This window comes from Galbibacter pacificus (assembly GCF_029603165.1).
GTDB classification, from domain to species: Bacteria; Bacteroidota; Bacteroidia; order Flavobacteriales; family Flavobacteriaceae; genus Galbibacter; species Galbibacter pacificus.
Map to the genome: position 1 here is coordinate 421,927 of NZ_JAQSVC010000001.1, position 18,998 is coordinate 440,924.

The following is an 18,998-nucleotide window of genomic DNA, read 5'->3' on the forward strand; positions in this document are numbered from 1 at the left end:
AAAATGAGAATGATGAAAACAATATATTATAGTATTTTAGGACTTTTGACCTTAGTTTTGGCTACTTCCTGCTCAGATTATTTGGAAAACACCCCTAACGCCGTCTTGGAAGAAAACGAATTGATAAACCCCGATAATATTGACGGATTTGTTACTGCTGCATATGCAGCCTTGGGCAACGACCATTACGATAGCCCCTTTAGCTTATGGCCTTATGGAAATGTTCGTTCTGATGATGCCTACAAAGGTGGGAGCGGGCCAAACGATATTCAGGTTTTTCATTTCTTTGAAGTGTCCAATAATATTCGGACCGATTTTGGAGAGCTGGACCGGTTTTGGTACAACTCTTATATAGCCATTTCCCGAGTTAATAAAGCTTTAAATGCTTTAGACCAGATTGATAAAAGTGATTATCCTTTAAAAGACGTCCGAATTGCAGAAATGCATTTTTTAAGAGGACATTTTTATTTTATGCTGAAGGAAATGTTTAAATATGTACCTTATATAACTGAAGATATCCCAATTGAAGAATATGGAAATATATCCAACCGTGAACTCTCTAATGATGGATTATGGGAAGCCATAGCACAAGATTTTGAAAGCGCCGCAGAAAACCTTCCTGCAAACCAAGACCAGATTGGAAGGGTAAATAGTGCTGCAGCATATGCTTACTTAGCAAAGGTAAGATTGTACCAAGCTTACGAACAGGACGAGAATAACAATGTGGTAAAGATCAATCAGGAAAAATTGCAAGAAGTTATTCAAGCTACCGATGAGGTTGTGGGAAAATATCAGTTGGAGGATGATTTTGGCTTTAATTTCCTTCCGGGGAGTTACCAAAACGGCTCCGAATCTGTATTTTCTATTCAGTTTTCAAACAACGACAACACACTTCACGGACGTTTGAATTATTCTGATGTACTATCCACTCCACAAGGTCTTGGATGTTGCGATTTTCAAAAACCGAGCCAGAACCTGGTCAATGCGTTCAAAACTAATTCCGATGGGCTTCCCTTGCTTGATGATTTTAATGATTCAGACTTAGATTATAACAACCTAAATGCAACTACGGTAGACCCTAGATTATATCATACAGTGGCCATTCCTGGATTGCCATATAAATATAACAATTCTTATATTTATCAAGAAAGTTGGAACAGGAGCCCAAGCACGTATGGGTTTTATGCCTCTTTAAAAGAGAACGTTTCCCCCGATTGCGATTGCTTTGTAAACATAGATCCGTTTTATGGCAATTCTAAAAATAGAATTGAAATCCGTTATGCCGATGTTCTATTGATGCGGGCCGAAGCACTTATTGAATTGGGCAGGCACAAAGAGGCGCTGCCGCTGGTAAACCAGATTCGTCAAAGAGCAGGGCAAAGCACTACTTTGATTAACGGGTATGCCAACAATACCCAAGTGGCTTTATACGAAGATGGGGTAAACTGTAATTGGACACAAGATTTTGCCAGAAAAGCAATGCGGTTTGAAAGGAGATTGGAATTTGCCATGGAGGGCAACCGTTTCTTTGACCTTGTAAGATGGGGCGTAGCCGATGAGGTTCTTAATAAATATTATGAAGGGGAAAAAGAAAAGAGGGTTTATTATGAAGAGGCGCATTTTGACCCTAATTTAGAAGAATATTGCCCAATCCCTTTGGCACAAATTAACTTTAGTAGAAACGTGTACAAACAAAATACAGGATATTAGATTTATTAATGATGCATAATATTACAGAGAAAACAAAATTTTTTAAACAGATGAAAAAGTTCTTTATATACATATTTATAGCTACCTTACCAATGCTTGTTATGGCTCAAGATGATCAAAATGGTCAGTCGCAACAGAGCCCCTTAAATATTCAGGCAAGTAAAAAATGGTTGTTGTTGCCCGTTAAAAATGGGGTAAAAAGAGAAAAAGTGGTATTGTACCATGGAAACGAACAACTTAGGTCCTTTGATATTGAATTGACGAATGAAGCCCCCGATTGGTATGCATACCTCGATATTAGTGAGTGGAAGGGTAAATCATTAAAGCTTGATGTTAAAACAGGAGCAAATATGTCCAAAGCGCTTTCAATGATACAACAATCCGATAAGGAAAAGGATGCAAAAACATTGTATCACGAGAAAAAAAGAGCACAGTTTCATTTTTCACCCAAAAGAGGCTGGAATAACGACCCCAATGGGCTGGTGTACTACAAAGGAGAGTATCACCTGTTCTTCCAGCATAACCCCTATGGCGTAGAATGGGGAAATATGCATTGGGGGCATGCGGTAAGCAAAGATTTGGTGCATTGGAAAGAAGTTGGGGAAGCATTATATCCTGATAGTTTTGGAACCATGTTCAGTGGAAGTGCCGTTGTAGATAAAAACAATACAAGTACTTTGGGCAACGACTCTAGGGTTCCCATGGTTTTATTCTATACTGCTGAAGGATCTTGGATTCAGGGACTGGCATACAGTACAGATGGCCGGGAATTTAAAAAATTGAAAAACCCAGTAGTTTCAAAGTTTACGGACGGAAACAGGGACCCAAAGGTAATTTGGCACGAGCCTTCAAAAAAATGGGTAATGGTGGTTTATGTAGAGCTTGAAGGAAAGCAGCATACCATGCACTTCTTAACATCGCCCAACTTAAAAGACTGGGAAACATCGAGTATTGTAAAAGGAGGAATAGACAATGACCGTTATTTATTTGAATGCCCAGAGTTTTATCAGTTGGAGGTAGAAGGAAACCCCGACATTAAGAAGTGGATTTTAACCGGAGCCAATAGCGAATATGCCATTGGCACATTTGATGGTGAAGAATTTACTCCCGAACAGGAAAAACTCAACGGGCAGCATGGAAGGGATTTTTATGCAGCACAAACTTTCAATAACGAACCCAAAGGACGTAGAATAGAAATTGGCTGGTGGCGAACGCATACAGGAGGAGACGGCAATAACTTTAATCAATCCATGAGCATTCCCATGGAAATAAAGCTACTCGAAACATCCGATGGATTGAGAATAGCCCGTCAGCCGGTCGAAGAGTTAAAAGAATTAAGAAAAAAGCACCATACATTTGAAGATAGCGAGATAAATGACGGGAAAGCTTTTCAGTTTAAGAATATTAAAAGCGACCTTTTGGAAATTCACACCAAATTTACTTCTATAACTTCCAACCAGATTGAACTTTCAATTAAAGGGGTGAAAGCAATTTATAACGTAAAAACAGAAACGTTGAGTATCGATGGTGTTGATGCACATTTACCATTAACAAGCAATCAGTTGGACCTTACCATATACGTTGATAGAACCGGACTGGAAATTTTTGCACAAAACGGGGTATTCTTTATGCCTGTCAATATTAATATAGATGGCAATAATAAAGATATCAACCTAACGGTAAAAGGTGGCAGCATACATGCTACAAGTGAAGTATATGAATTGAAGAGTATCTGGAAATAATTTTGAGAAAAGTACAAATGATAAAAAGGATAGTTATTTCTAATGAAAAATGATTTGAAAATTACCTGTTTCGGTGAGGTGCTATGGGATGTGTTTCCGGATGGCGAGAAAATTGGCGGGGCACCGCTAAATGTAGCTTTGAGGCTTCAGAGTTTTGGCGTGCAAACTACCATGATAAGCAGTGTGGGCAAAGACATCCGCGGAAAAGAAATCATAACATATTTAAATTCGGTAGGGATTAATACCAATTGCATTGCGGTTTCTGCTGAATTTCCTACGGGTGTTGTAAATGTAAATCTGGATGAGAACGGATCTGCAAGTTATGAAATTAAATATCCTGTAGCATGGGATAAAATACCGTTGAGCTCATCCATGCTCCAATCCGTAACCCAAGCAGATGCTTTTATCTACGGTAGTTTGGTATGTAGGGATTCGGAGAGCAGAAAATCCTTAATAAACCTGCTTTCAAAATCTAAATATAACATATTGGATGTAAACCTGAGACAAGGTTATTACAGTCATGAGATTCTTATAGAATTAATGAAAAGCGCCGATTTTATAAAATTTAATGATGATGAGCTATTTGAAATTGGCGCAATGATGGGATCCCCATATAATTCATTGGAACAAAACCTTGAATATATAAAATCCTGGGTTAAGGCAACTTCTTTTTGTGTAACAAAAGGAAGGCACGGAGCACTGTTGTTCCATAAAGAAAAGTACTATTATAACAGTGGTTACAAAATAAACGTAAAAGATACCGTTGGGGCTGGCGATTCTTTTTTGGCATCGCTGCTTACCAAACTGTTGGAAGGTGAAAACCCACAGCGTGCCTTGGATTTTGCCTGTGGTATTGGTGCATTGGTAGCCGCTGAAAGTGGCGCTAACCCAATATTGAAAGAAACCCGGATAAATAATTTTATCAACGGGAAAGAGAACGGTTGAAAAATCAATTTGTAGCGTTAGTTAGCATGAAAATGGTACGGATGCGGTTTTACCGTTATTTGTATCATTTTTTTGTATGCTATATTTTTAATCTACTTATTGATAATCCTGTAGGGCACAATGTTTATAGCCCTATTTTTAATTAAACAATAAAGGTCATCCTTTAGAAATTCCCATTCAATTTCGGAGTATTCTTTTTTAGGGTTTTGGTAATGTAAATATCAATGGTAGGGGGTATAGCCTACATTGTTTTCCAAGCTTGTTTGGATGCCATTTTTAACTTCAACATCCTGTATGGCGTCTTTATAGTGTTTTTGGCATAAGATAACAATGTCCTGCCGGGTAACTACTCTTTCGTTTGAGATGAGGCTTTCCCGGTAGGCATATATCTTATCGGAATTTGTGAGTTCGTACCTTCCGCCAATTGTTGATGAAATAAATACCAGGGAATCTTTTTCAAAGGCAACGCCATTGTATAAGCTTAATTTGGAAAACGCATTAATGTTGTTTGCCTCCTCTCTGTCCTTGGTCCAATATTTTACAAAAAGGGTTCCATAATGTTCCGGTTTTTTTGAGTTCAGTATTAAATATGGTGCGGCTGTCCTGCTCATGGACAGGAGGTATAAAACAAATATCTTAGAAGCATGAAAAAACGATATTACAGTCCATTATGTATAAAAGTAGCATCCCAGGAGTCATAGAGATCTATAAATATTACAACTTCAACTTAATGGTTCCTTTTAAAAAAATCCATTTCAAAATAAGTGCTAAAATGCTGGTGCATTAGCTCTTGAAATTCACTTACGGTGCCATTCTCCAAGCACTCAACCAATTGCATATGATCTACTTTTTTTGGCGGGATTTTATGCATTTCTGTTTGGGATTCTATTTCCAAGACATAATCAAAAACAATTTTTAAATATTTTTGAAAACCGTATAGCGTTTCATTTTTAGAAACTTTATATAAATAGGAGTGGAAGCTAATTTCGTAATCAATCTTGTTTTTAGAGCCATCATTCCCTTCATAAGAATGTATAATCTCCTTTAATTTAAAGATATCGTCAGGGGTAACGTTTCTAAATAATGCATTGGCCATCCCTATTTCAAGCATAATCCGTAGTTCAAATAATTCATGTAAGGTAGATTTATCCAAAACACTCGGGTCTAGAACACGTTCTAAGGCCGAAAAAAGATTGAACTTAATTAATTGTATCCCTTTTCTTTTATTTGAAGATATAAGTCCTAACATTCTAAACCTGCTCAAGGCTTCCCTAATTACATTTCTGCTCACGTTCATGCTCTCGGCCAATTCCATCTCTGTGGGAAGGGCATCACCGGGTTTAAATCCATGGTCTTTAAAGTATATCCTCAAGTTTTTCTCTACCTGGTCTACCATACTTTCTTTTTGTACAGGCTTGATGGTTGGTTTGCTTTCTTCTTTCATACTATTTTTTTAAAATCGGTATTGTCGTTTTGTAGGACAAATGTAATAAAGTTTTTCAGTTAATTTTTGTGAATTAAAATAAAATACTATATTAGCACAATAATATTGTCCTACAATATACAAAAATTATGAAATCAATAAACCAACTAACACAAAAAAAAAGGCAGACATGGTGTTTGCTAATACTTATGACCATTGCGTCTATTATGTATGGTCAAGATGGAAAAACTATTACAGGTACTGTTTTTGATGAATCTGGAAATCAACCACTGCCTGGGGTCAATATTACACTCCAGGGAAAAAAGGTGGGCACGACTTCTGATTTTGATGGGAATTACACGCTTCAAGTGCAACCTACTGATGTGCTTGTGTTTTCATACATAGGCTTCCAGGTCGAAAAAATTCCCGTTAAGCAGCAAGAGGTCATAAATGTCTCAATGCAATTAGATGCTCAACAACTGGATGATGTGGTTGTAATTGGGTATGGTAAGCAATCTAGAAATTTAATAAGCAGTTCGGTTTCAAAAGTTAAAACTGAAGAAGTGGAAAATAACCCATCGGCAAATGCTATACAGGCTTTACAGGGTAAGGCGGCCGGCTTGAGCATTCAGGTAAATTCTGGGCAACCGGGCGCCGCCGGACAGGTGTATATACGTGGAGGTACACAGGTAAATGCCAATAGCTCGGCAAATAACCCATTATATATTATTGATGGGGTCTATAGAACTAGTTTGAATGGATTGAATGCTTCTGATATTGAAACGATTCAAGTGCTAAAAGATGCTGCTTCAACCGCTATATATGGTGCTAGGGCAGGTAATGGTATTATTCTCGTTACCACCAAATCTGGTAAAAGGAATACCAAAGGACAGGTAAGGGTAAGTTATAAATCGGGATTGGCACAACAACTTAATACATATCCCTGGACAAGTGCCGAAGATTATATAAGGGTTTCAAGAACTGCGGCAGAGCGGGGGATAAACTTGGAGAAACCTGGCGATAGGCTCGAGAATACAAATTTTGGTTATTCGGTCCAAACGCTTACACAGCGTGGACAATACGGGTTTAATCGTAACACATTAGCTTATTTAGATAATTTAATTGCTATTGAAGGTCAGGCCTATGTTAGTGATTTACTTGAAAATCAAGGATATCAATTAATGGATGATCCCGTGAGTGATAATACCTTAATCTTCAAGGATAATAATTATGATGACCTCATTTTTGTTACGGCCGAGGTGCATGACATTAACTTAGGCTTTAGCGGGGGTAGTGAAACTGGTAATTATAATGTTAGCTTGGGCTATCTGGATCAACAGGGAACATTTCTTGGGACCGGCTTTAAAAGGTTTAGCGGCCTTAGCAACGGAAGTTTTGAAGTGAGCGATCATTTTTTGATTAATTCCGGCGTTAACTTTAGTTATCAAGAGAGTAACCAGATCCAAGACGCTCGCAACTCTATCAATAGATCCTCAAGGTTGCCCCACACACTAAGGCTTTTAAATGATGATGGCACCCCGGCACTTGGAGAGAGTAGAAGCTCGCCAAGGAATAGGTTGCATGAAATGTACTATCAGGACATAGAATCAAAACAATATTTAACAACGTTGAATTTAGGTGCCGAATGGAAGATGTTCGAAGGATTTTCTTTCAAACCGTCAGTTTCATTCTTTAGGGATGAGTCTACGTTTAACTTTTTCGAGAGGGCTTCACCTGAAATCCCAGACCGGGCATCGGTTCGGGAAGAATCTGGATTCAATCAGTTGCTCCTCAATGGATTGTTGAACTATAAAAAAAGTTTTGGCGAACATCATTTCGATGCTTTGTTCGGGGTTAATTATACCAAGGAACGAAGGGAATATATTAGGGGAGAAGGTTCTAATGCCCCTACAGATATAATATCTACCATAAATGCATCGGCAACAGATCAAGAACGGGTTACCAGTAGTATTGTGGAAAACATACTGTTTAGCAATTTTGGTAGGATAAGTTATGACTATATGGGCAAATATTTGGTTTCTGCAAGTTACAGGAATGATGGGGCCTCTCAATTTGCCGAGGAAAACAAATTTGCATTTTTTCCCGCATTCTCTCTGGGATGGAACGTCCATCAAGAGCCTTTTTGGAAAGTTGACTTTATAAGTAAGCTCAAAGTTAGGGGGAGTTGGGGGCAAGCAGGTTCCCTTGCCGGATTGACCATAGAAGATACACAGGGCCAATACGGCACACGTTCTTATAATTTTCAGGGAGGTGCCTTGCTTTCCCAGCTGGCCAACACGCAATTAAAATGGGAGACAACCACAACAATAGATATAGGCCTGGATATAGGAGCATTTGATAATAGGCTGAATTTTTTGGTAGATTATTATAAAAAAACTACCGAAGACCGTTTAATAGACCGCTTATTGCCTCAACAGACCGGTTTTAGCTCCATTAGGGATAATTTAGGAAGTATTCAAAACGAAGGAATTGAGATTGAAGTTGGTGTGGATATCCTGAAGTCGGATAATTTTACATGGCATACCGATTTTAACTATGCATACAACAAAACTAAAGTCGTTGAACTACCCGATAATGAAAGAGCCAAGAACAGGATTCAAGGGGGTGTAATCTACGATCCCGAAACTGGGGGTGAAATGGAAGTTGGTGGATTGGCAGAAGGCGAAAGACCATACGGTATTTGGGCATGGGATTTAATTGGGGTATACGCCACAGACGAAGAGGCAGCTAATGCCCCGGAAGATATGTATGTTTCAGGCTCTAAGTTTGGGGACCCTAAAAATGGTGGTGATGCTATATGGCGCGATGTTAACGGGGATGATAAAATAGATGAAAAGGATTTGGTTTTTGTAGGATATCAAACTCCAAACATGTTGGGGGGAATGGTTAATACGTTTAATTATAAAGGCTTACAGTTGAGAGTAGCCATGGATTACGCTTTTGGCCATGTCATAGCCAACGAATGGCGCGCAAGGGCCAATGGGAATGCCAGAAATAACGTAATGACAACTACCGATGTTTTGGGAGATGATTTTTGGCACAACCAAGGAGATATTGCTAAATACCCAAGGTACGACAATGCTTCTGATTATGATAACGGCTACAGGAACCATGTTAGGGGGTTGGGGGGAACTTCAAACAGTAATATAGGAAGCCGAAATGGCGGTGTAGACAATACGCTTTACTTCCATAAAGGCGACTTTGTTGCTTTTAGGGAGGTTAGCTTATCCTATGCTTTTCCTCTGCAAGATTCCAAGCTCAAGGATTTAGGCCTGTCCGATTTCAACTTAAGTCTAAGTGGTTACAATCTTGGTTATATCACTGCCTATGACGGGTTAACACCAGAAATATACGACGGTGTGGATGAAGGGATTTATCCAAGACCTTTTCAAATAATTTTAGGATTAACAGTTTCCTTTTAATGTTAAAAAAAAGACACATGAAAACTATATATGGTATTTTAATTAGTTGCTTTCTTCTTGTAAGCTTACAATCTTGTATAGAAAGTGCCGTAGAAGCCGAAGTCCCTTCTAGTATAACGGGGGGGAATTTTCCAAAAACGCAAGGAGATTTAAGGGCGTTGCTCACAGGGCTTTACGATGGTGAAAGAGATGAGTATAACAGAACCCTGTATGGAGAAGATAGAGGGGATTCTTTTGAAGTGGGGCTCATAGGTTCGGTATCAGATTCCTGGGGACAGAATTTAAATGGTGGAAATGGCCCTAATTGGCGTGTTAATTATAATTTAATCAATAACGTTAACATTATTATTGCGGCTTCAGAGAATATTGAATTCAATAGTGAAGCCGATAAGGGTCAAATTTTGGGCGAAGCCTACTTTTTAAGGGCCTTTATATACTTTCAGATGGCTAAAATATGGGGCGATGTTCCATTGATTGCTTATCCCGTGGATCAAAATACTGAAATAGTGGGAAGAAGCCCTGTTGCTGAAGTTTTTGCCCTTGTTTTTGCCGACATTGAAATGGCATTAAATTATTTCCCCAACCCAGGTTTTGTTTCTAAATATAGCGCAAGTATGCCTGCAGCCTATGCTTTAAAAGCCGATGCCAGTCTATGGAGGGGTAAAGTTTTAGGTGGTGGCGAGTCCGATTTTACAGCAGCTATAACGGCTATAAATAATATACAAGGGGTAGAACTTCTAGATGACTTTGGGGCTATTTTTGATACCAAGGCAAACAACGAAGTCATATTCAGTATTTTTATGGATTATAATGAACAGGCTGGAATGTACGCTAGTACAGTTACTTCAAGAGATGTGAATGTAGACCCTGTTTTAAATCCTGATGTGCCTACTTCTACAAGTTTCAATGCAAGGCATAACTACAGGCCCAGTGAGATTATTATAAATTTATTTACAAACGATAATGATCAAAGAGCAACAAGGACTTTTATCCCAATCCTTACTCAGGATGGTAATGATGCAGATACAGAACCGGATGTGCTTTCAATTAGTCAAAATAAATTTAAAGGAACCGATTTTAATAACGATACCTTTTATGATAATGATATTATAGTATACAGATGGGCAGATATGTTGCTTTTACGGGCTGAGGCAAAGGCAGCCTTGAACCAAACAACAGGAGCTATTGCCGATTTGAATATTGTAAGGAACCGAGCCAACATTGGGGAATATAATGGCCCAACCGATAAGGTGTCCGTAGAAAAAGAAATCCTGGACGAACGTGGAAGGGAGCTGTTTTTAGAATTGAAACGGTATTGGGATTTGGTTCGCTTTGATGCGGGAGGAACAATTAATATATACAATCAAGTTCCTAACCTTAATGGAAAGAACATACCGGTTCTATGGCCGGTAAATGAAAATGTAATGGCCGAGAATGAACTCATAGAACAAACAGAAGGATATAATTAGAGTAGCCTAGTTAGCAGATTTTAGGGCGGGGATTTATTTCCTTGCCTTAAAATCAATAACAATAACTATCAAAGGCAAAAGCGACCTTATTTTAATAGGTCCTCTATTGTATAGATAACCAGTGATTAACTTCACATTGATACTATTATAAAAATGAAATTAAACTTTAAAGGGTTGATAGCCGCGGGGTTTAGCCCGTTCAATTTAAATGGTGATATTAACCTTAAACAAATACCTGTGCTGGTTGATAAATTAATAAATAATGGCATAAACGGGTTTTATTTAATGGGAAGCACCGGAGAAGGGCTCTCCATAAAAGTAGATAAACGAAACAAAATAGTTGAAGCATATGCCGAGGCAATAAACAAAAGAGTGCCAATAATTGTAAATGTAAGTCATTCCAGTTATGAGGTAAGTGCCGACCTCACACGGCATGCAATTCAAATTGGGGCCGATGCCGTTTCTGCAACGCCTCCAGCTTATTACAGTATTGAGAATCTCGGACAACTAACCTATGCTGTGGAGAAAATTGCAGACTGTCAAGATAGAATACCTTTTATTTACTATCATATTCCAGGTAAAACAGGCCTAAATTTTAAGATGCACCTGTTCCTTGAACAATTGGAAAAGCGGATACCTCAACTTGGAGGTATAAAATATACCGCTCCTGCATTAGATGATTTCATGATTTGCAAGGAAAATTTCGGAGATAGGTTTAAAATGTTTTTTGGTGTCGATGAATTGTTTTTACCTGCCTTGTCAATGGGTGCCGATACTTTTATAGGAAGCACTTACAACTTTATGTCTCCCTATTATCAAACAATATTGAAAAATTATGGTACCGAAAATCATCAACTGGCAGTGGATGCGTACCTTAAAGTAGTTGAGCTTATAGATGTCTTTTTACAGTTTGATGGCCTTGCGGCACAAAAATCTATTATGCAAATGATCGGGCATAATTTTGGGCCTCCAAAGGCTCCTATATTGCCGTTAACAACAAATCAATTTAATGTCCTGGAAAAGAATTTGGAATCTCTTGATTATTTTAAACTCATAAAAGAACATTAAAAAGCTTTTTTAAATGATGATGATTTTTCAAAAGTATAAGTTGCAATATGTTTTACCAGTACTGTTAATGGTATTGTATATTTTTCCTGCAAGGTCTCAAAAACTTGATTCCATAACGGGGTTGCAGCATCAATTTTTACCCAATTTGCCTTCAACCACAGTTTCCGTGCCTTCTTTAGGGTATGCGGGAATGTTTGGTGGCCCGGTGCAAAATGGCATATTGGCAATGGGGGGCGCTAATTTTCCAGAGGGAAAACCTTGGGAGGGAGGAAAAAAAGTCTGGAGCAGCTCTATTTATCTTTTAAGGGATAATAAATGGGAATTGCTAGACGAAAAGTTGCCTTCCCCAATAGGCTATGGCGCTTCTATTGCTATTGATGAAGGTGTTTTATGTATAGGAGGTAACAATCAAAAAGGTGGCTCTTCTAAGGTTTTTTTAGTGAAACTAAATCAAAATGATGAAATATCCATCATAAATTTTCCCCCCTTACCACGGCCTTTGTCCAATCTTACGGCAGTTAGGGTCGAAAACAGCATATATGTTGCCGGTGGAGACAATAAAGGGCAGAGTTATGGCGGTTTTTATCAACTAAATTTAAATGCCCATAAAAAATGGAAGGTTTTAAAAAGCATGCCCGGACCTGCAAGGAGTTTTCATAGTATGGCCGTTCAGGAAACTTCTTTTTCAAAAAAAATATTTGTGTTTGGCGGCAGATCATTGCAAAAGGGAGCTGGTACAGAACTACTCAACACATATACATCTTACAATTTAAAAACACAAAAATGGGACAGCATTTTACCTATAACGGTACATGGTGAAAGTAAAACAATAATGGCGGCTTCGGCTCAGCCCATAGGTTCCATGGGGATTCTTCTTTTTGGGGGGGATGACGGGAAGCTGTTTTCTGAGTTAGAAGCTTTGGAAACAAAAATTAGCAATACCGATAATGATGTTATAAAACAAGGGCTAATAAAGAAAAAGAGCGGTATTCTAGATACACACCCGGGCTTTAGCCCAGAAATATTATCATTCAATACCATTACAAAAAGTTGGATGGTTTACGATTCCATTGCAAGCTTTCCAGTAACTTCTTTGTCTTTTAAAAGTGGTAGGGATTTTTATTTTGTTTCTGGTGAAATCCGCCCTGGAATCAGAACTCCCAAAATAATGCGGTTGTCAATGGGAAGACATCCGAAATCTTTTGGAGCACTTAATTATGGCATACTTATAGCTTACCTTCTCATTTCCCTGTTTATTGGATTATATTTCTCCCGAAAACAAAAATCTACCAATGATTATTTTAAGGGAGGTGGCCGGGTACCTTGGTGGGCCTCTGGTTTAAGTGTGTTTGGGACTTTATTGAGTGCATTGACATTTATGGCAATACCTGCAAAATCATTTTTAACGGATTGGTCTTATTTTTTTCTTAATATGGCAGCTATTCTTATTGTTCCGGTTATTGCAATATATTTTATCCCCTATTTTAACAAGTTAAAAATTAATACGGCTTATGAGTTTCTGGAAGTCAGGTTTAATTATACAGCCCGGGTCTTGGGCAGTATTTCATTTATACTTTTTCAATTGGGGCGCATAGGTATAATTTTGCTTCTTCCTTCTTTGGCTATTTCTATAGTAACGGGTATTCCAGTAGAAGCCAGTATTTTAATTATGGGGTTTTTATGTATGGCGTATACCACGTTTGGAGGGATTGAAGCTGTTATATGGACAGACGTCCTACAGGTTATTGTTTTAATGGGAGGAAGTATTTTGGTTATTTTCTGGATACTTTTCCATTCAGAAACCTCTTTGTTAGATGCAATCGATATGGCCTCTGCCGATCATAAATTCAATATTATAGACTGGGACTTTAACTTTACATCTTCTACCATATGGGTAGTGCTTCTCGGTGGGTTGGCATCTTCTTTGATCACGCAAGGAACAGACCAAACAATTGTGCAGCGTTATCTTACCAGCAGCAGTGTAAAAAATGCAAGAAAAACACTATATACCAATGCAGTACTTACCCTGCCTGCAACGGTTATATTTTTTGGAATCGGCACTTTGCTGTTTATTTTTTATAGTAAAATGCCTGAAAAGCTTTCTCCAGATATACAAATTAACGATTCTATATTTCCATGGTACATAGTCAATGAGCTTCCCATAGGGGTGTCGGGACTTTTAATAGCCGGAGTGTTTTCTGCGGCCATGTCGAGCATTAGCAGTAGTTTGAATTCGGTTTCCACTGCTTTTTGCAATGATTTTTACCAAAAATATTACCCTAAGACCCCAGATTTAAAATTGTTGCTTATTGCTAGGGTCGCAACTTTGGTTATGGGAGCTATTGGGGTTGCTTTTGCATTGTGGATGGCCAATTCTAATATAAAATCATTATGGGATCAATTTTACCGTGTGCTGGGCCTAATAACCGGTGGTCTGGGCGGTATGTTTTTGCTTGGTATTATAACCAAAAGGGCAAATGCAGCCGGTACTTTATGGGGAGTATTGCTAAGTGCGGTGGCGGTATGGTACATAAGCAGTTATACAAAAATTAATTTTTTACTCTATTCATTCATAGGCTTGGCATTGAGCTACCTTCTGGGATATGCCTTGAGCTTGATATTAAAACCAAAGACCAATTAAATAAAAAAATCATAAAAATGTGTCAAGATAATATAATACTCAAACGATTTCTTTGTGCAACCATCTTTATTGCTATGATTGTTTCCTGCACAGAAAAGCCAGAAAATATTATTGTAGAACAACAACAAAAAATTTATCCGGTATTGAAGAATAAGGAGGTCAATCAATTATTGTTGATAGATGTTATACTGAAGGATACTTTGAAGCCGGCTGTTCTAAAAGGAATGAGCATCAATTTAAAAGGTACTGATGTAAACGATTTAAGTTCGGCAAGTATTTTTCATATAAAAGAAAAGCATAAAATAGGGGAGGACCCTATGCTGTTTTCAACCTTAAAAAAGCTTTCAGAAGAAATTACCTTCAAAGGAAATTTCAAACTAAACAAAGAACACAATTACTTTTTACTATCGTGTACACTGAAAGAAAACGTCGATATTACCCATAAAGTAATGGCCTATTGTGAGTCTGTTGCCACCATGGATGGATTTGTTGCCGCTAGACCACTTAAAGCCCCAAAAAAATTAAGAATGGGGGTGGCAGTTAGGAAACATGGGGATGATAATGTACACACCTATCGAATTCCGGGGATGGTTACCACTAATGATGGAATATTGCTAGCCTCTTATGATGTAAGAAGAGACATGTCAAGAGACTTGCAGGGAGACATAGATATAGGAATTAGCAGAAGCTTGGATGGTGGCAATACATGGGAACCAATGATAATTGCCATGGACAAAGGTGAGTATGGAGGCCTGCCAGAAAAGTTTAATGGTATTAGTGACGCCTCTTTACTTGTGGACAAAAAGACGAATACAGTTTACTTGGCCGGACTATGGATGCACGGCGTTATAAATAAAGAAGGAAAATGGATTGAAGGCCTTACCGATGAAAATGATGAATGGAACCATCAATGGAAGAACAAAGGATCCCAGCCTGGATTCGGTATTAAAGAAACTTCTCAATTCCTTATTTCCAAAAGTAACGATAACGGTAAAACATGGGGTCAGCCCATTAACATAACCAAAATGTGTAAGAAAAAAGGATGGTGGCTCTTTGCTCCTGCACCTGGAAGAGGCATTACAATGCATGACGGAACCTTGGTATTTCCAACACAGGGAAGGGATGAGCAAGGAGTATCTTTCTCTAACATTACCTATAGTACAGATAATGGCAAAACATGGAAAACCAGTAATCCAGCACATAATAATACTACCGAATGTGCAGTTGTCGAGCTTTCTCCAGGTGTATTAATGCTAAATATGCGGGATAATAGAAACAGAAAGGATAAAAGCAAAACCAATGGACGTGCCGTCTATATTACAAACGATATGGGTAAAACATGGAAAGAGCATTCTTCTTCGCATAAAGCGCTCCCAGAACCGGTATGTATGGCTTCATTGTATCAATTTAATATAAACAAGGACAATTGCAACAATTCCGTGTTATTGTTTTCTAACCCCAATACCAAAGAAGGCAGGAACAATATCACATTAAAGGCCAGTGTGGATAATGGTAAAACATGGCCAGAAGAAAAGCAGGTTCTCCTCGATGAAGGTTATGGTAGAGGATATTCTTGCATTACCCATGTAGGCAAAGATCATGTGGGGGTACTTTATGAAAGTAGCCAGGCAGATATGACCTTTCAAAAAATACCGCTTAAAGATCTTATGATAAATGATACAAACTAAAAGTTTTAAAAATGGAACAAATTCTTAAACTAAAATCACGAATGTTTATGATGAAGTGCTCAATATTTATATGCATGGCACTATTATTCTCAAATTGCGTAGAGGATCCAGGCGGAAGTTTAATTGTAGACGAAGACAATAATTCTTCTGATGGTACCAAGTATCCTGGAAGCGATGGGATAAACTTTATTTATGAAAAAGGACAGGAAGGGTACTCGTGTTATAGAATACCTGCGCTTTTAAACATAGATGATGAAGTGCTGTTGTCTTTTGCTGAGGCAAGAAAAAACAACTGCTCTGATACCGGAGATATTGATCTGGTTGTAAAAAGGTCTACCGATGGAGGTGCAACTTGGTCTGAAAATATTATGGTATGGAACGATGGTGGCAATACATGTGGGAATCCCGCTCCAGTTTATGACGCAGAAACGGGTGAAATAGTATTGTTGGCTTCTTGGAATAATGGAAACGATGATATTGGTCCCATTAACAGCGGGACTTCCATCGATACCAGAAGGGTATATGTAATTAGATCAGGCGATCAGGGGTTGACCTGGAGCGAACCGGAAGAGATTACTGTCGATGTAAAATTAAATAACTGGCGTTGGTATGCCACTGGACCCGGTTCTGGTATCCAAGTAACCAAAGGAACTTATAAAGGGCGTCTGCTTGTTGGCTGCGATTATATAGACGCTCAACGAAAAGGATATTCTCATGTTATCTATTCAGATGACCATGGGGGATCATGGAAAATTGGAGGCATATCTCCAGAACCCCAAACCAATGAATGCGAAATTGCCGAGTTATCCAATGGGTCACTGATGCTAAATATGCGGAATAGCAACAGTGGGGATAAACGAAGAAAAGTGGCCATAAGTCAAGATGGCGGGGAAAACTGGGATTATCTTGGGCTCGACAATACTTTAATTACGCCTATTGTACAGGCAAGCCTACACAGGTATAGTTTTGAGGGAGACCTTATTGACGAAAATATTTTGTTGTTCTCCAATCCTGCTGATTTTAACGATCGGAAAAACATGACAGTCCGGTTAAGTAACGACGATGGCCAGACCTGGTCAAAGTCTTTAATGCTCCACAATGGTTTCGCAGCCTATTCGGATTTGGCAAATTACAAAGATTACAGAGCCGCGATCCTTTATGAAACTGGCGAGACCGAAGACGATCGATATGACGGAATATCTTTTGAAACCTTTTCGCTTGACAAATTAAAATAACCAATCAAACAAACAACTAAAACCTTAAATTATGAAAAATGTACATTTACCCTCGTTGCTTTACTTTCTGTTACTGACATTATTCTTTTCCTGTAGCGATGACGATAGCTTGGCGGAAAAAAATATGGATGCTGCCTTTAAAGCTGATATTCAAAACATTAATGCTGGGGAAACGGTTCAATTTACAGATATGTCCATTGGAAATATTTCTAAATGGAACTGGACATTTAAAGGGGGAACACCTCCTACATCTTCTCTCCAAAACCCAGAAGTAACATTTAATGCTTCGGGAACGTATGCCGTGTCCCTTCATATTAGTGGTAGCGGGCAATCATCATCTATAAGTAACGAAGAATTTATTGTTGTTAACGCACCTGAAATCCAGGTAGACTTTAAAGCAAATAAGACCAGTGCCAGAGAAGGCGAAAATATAACATTTACAGACATGTCCAGTGGAAATCCCAATAGCTGGAAATGGGAGTTTATCCCTTCAAACGGGGCTTCATTTAGTTCGGAAGAGCAAAACCCAACGGTGGCCTTTGAAGATCCCGGTACATATACCGTAAAACTTACAGCCTCAAATGGAGATAAGTCTAGTCAAGGCGTAAAAAATGATTATTTAACTATAATCGACGCAACTTCTGTTGAAGCAAGCTTTACAGCTGATAAAACAAACACATATACAGGGGCTAGTGTTGCTTATACGGACACTTCAGTAGGAACGGCAACCTCATGGAACTGGACTTTTGAAGGTGGGACTCCAGCAACATCCAATGAACAAAATCCAACGGTAGTTTACAACACTTCCGGAAGGTATAAGGTTACTTTGACGGCCTCGAATAGTGAAAAATCGTCGCTGGTAGAAAAAGAAAATTATATAATGGTTATTCCTGGGGAAAGTTTGGCAGCCTTTTATCCCTTGAACGGAAATGCTAACGATATAGGCCCGAATGCAGTAACTACCAATGTGGCAGGCTCCATAGATTATACAGGTGCAAACAGAAATGGTATGGAGAATACTACAGCTACATTTACAGGAAGCAGCGCTATTATTGCATCAAATAATGCAGCCATGAATTTTGCGACTTCAGATTATAGCGTTGGGTTATGGGTTAAAACCGATAACACTACAAAAATGATGTTATGGCAGGAAAGTGGTGCCAATGGTCCAGGTGATAATCAAACATGGTTGCGTTTGGGAGATAATACCAGTGATAGGCTGTTGCGTTTTGCAACTGAGGATTCTGGTGGAGGCGCTATTTTAAATGTAGGTACTGCGGAAGTCCCAACGGGCGTAGCTGATAATAATTGGCACTTCTTGGTTTGTGTAAGGCAAGGAGGCTTGACCAAGGTGTATGTGGACGGTACTTTATCTAAAGAAATGTCGAAAACAGTAACAAAAGAAGTATCAAATGGACAAGACTTTAAAATCGGAGCCCAAGAAACTTCGCCGGGAGAATTAGGGAACTATTATCAAGGAGCTATAGACGATATTGTTATATACAACAAGGCCTTAACTGAAACAGAAATTGCCACTTTATATGGATTATAAATTTTATAGGATGTGGATATTAAATGGCGCTAAAGGGATATACATATTAAAAAATAATTAATTTGGTTCCACATTATTAATT

The 18,998-nt window shown here is 38.5% G+C and carries 12 protein-coding genes; 10 read left to right on the plus strand and 2 right to left on the minus strand.

What is annotated here, in order from left to right; genetic code table 11:
• Window positions 1-12: 12 nt before the first annotated feature.
• The 3 genes from PSF86_RS01775 to PSF86_RS01785 are packed head-to-tail and all read left to right on the plus strand — an operon-like array spanning window position 13 to window position 4,397.
• Entirely contained in the window at window positions 13-1,710 is a 1,698-nt protein-coding gene (locus tag PSF86_RS01775; protein WP_277898339.1) for a RagB/SusD family nutrient uptake outer membrane protein, read from the plus strand.
• Between the two features lie 50 nt (window positions 1,711-1,760).
• A complete protein-coding gene (locus PSF86_RS01780; protein WP_277898340.1) occupies window positions 1,761-3,452 on the plus strand; it encodes a glycoside hydrolase family 32 protein in 1,692 nt (563 codons plus the stop codon).
• Window positions 3,453-3,494: 42 nt separating this feature from the next.
• Window positions 3,495-4,397: a carbohydrate kinase family protein gene (locus PSF86_RS01785; protein WP_277898341.1), complete on the plus strand. Its 903-nt coding sequence runs from the start codon at window positions 3,495-3,497 to the stop codon at window positions 4,395-4,397.
• A 221-nt stretch (window positions 4,398-4,618) separates the two neighbouring features.
• On the opposite strand, the gene PSF86_RS01790 is transcribed toward PSF86_RS01785, so the two are convergent.
• Window positions 4,619-5,008: a hypothetical protein gene (locus PSF86_RS01790; protein WP_277898342.1), complete on the minus strand. Its 390-nt coding sequence runs from the start codon at window positions 5,006-5,008 to the stop codon at window positions 4,619-4,621.
• A gap of 116 nt (window positions 5,009-5,124) precedes the next feature.
• Entirely contained in the window at window positions 5,125-5,841 is a 717-nt protein-coding gene (locus tag PSF86_RS01795) for a FadR/GntR family transcriptional regulator (protein ID WP_277898343.1), read from the minus strand.
• 128 nt (window positions 5,842-5,969) lie between these two features.
• Here PSF86_RS01795 and PSF86_RS01800 point away from each other — a divergent pair, with 128 nt between their 5' ends.
• The 7 genes from PSF86_RS01800 to PSF86_RS01830 all read left to right on the plus strand — a co-directional run bounded on the left by PSF86_RS01800 (window position 5,970) and on the right by PSF86_RS01830 (window position 18,916).
• Window positions 5,970-9,263 (plus strand): SusC/RagA family TonB-linked outer membrane protein, encoded by a 3,294-nt coding sequence (locus PSF86_RS01800; protein ID WP_277898344.1) that lies wholly within the window; start codon window positions 5,970-5,972, stop codon window positions 9,261-9,263.
• Between the two features lie 17 nt (window positions 9,264-9,280).
• Window positions 9,281-10,732 carry a RagB/SusD family nutrient uptake outer membrane protein gene (locus tag PSF86_RS01805; RefSeq protein ID WP_277898345.1) on the plus strand — a complete coding sequence of 484 codons (1,452 nt, stop codon included), beginning with the start codon at window positions 9,281-9,283 and terminating at the stop codon, window positions 10,730-10,732.
• Between the two features lie 153 nt (window positions 10,733-10,885).
• Entirely contained in the window at window positions 10,886-11,800 is a 915-nt protein-coding gene (locus PSF86_RS01810) for a dihydrodipicolinate synthase family protein (RefSeq protein ID WP_277898346.1), read from the plus strand.
• A 13-nt stretch (window positions 11,801-11,813) separates the two neighbouring features.
• Entirely contained in the window at window positions 11,814-14,441 is a 2,628-nt protein-coding gene (locus PSF86_RS01815; protein WP_277898347.1) for a sodium:solute symporter family protein, read from the plus strand.
• Between the two features lie 17 nt (window positions 14,442-14,458).
• Window positions 14,459-16,129, plus strand: a complete 1,671-nt coding sequence (locus PSF86_RS01820) for a sialidase family protein (RefSeq protein WP_277898348.1) — start codon at window positions 14,459-14,461, stop codon at window positions 16,127-16,129.
• Window positions 16,130-16,203: 74 nt separating this feature from the next.
• Entirely contained in the window at window positions 16,204-17,364 is a 1,161-nt protein-coding gene (locus tag PSF86_RS01825; protein ID WP_277898349.1) for a sialidase family protein, read from the plus strand.
• A 31-nt stretch (window positions 17,365-17,395) separates the two neighbouring features.
• Window positions 17,396-18,916, plus strand: a complete 1,521-nt coding sequence (locus PSF86_RS01830) for a PKD domain-containing protein (RefSeq protein WP_277898350.1) — start codon at window positions 17,396-17,398, stop codon at window positions 18,914-18,916.
• The last annotated feature ends 82 nt before the right edge of the window (window positions 18,917-18,998 follow it).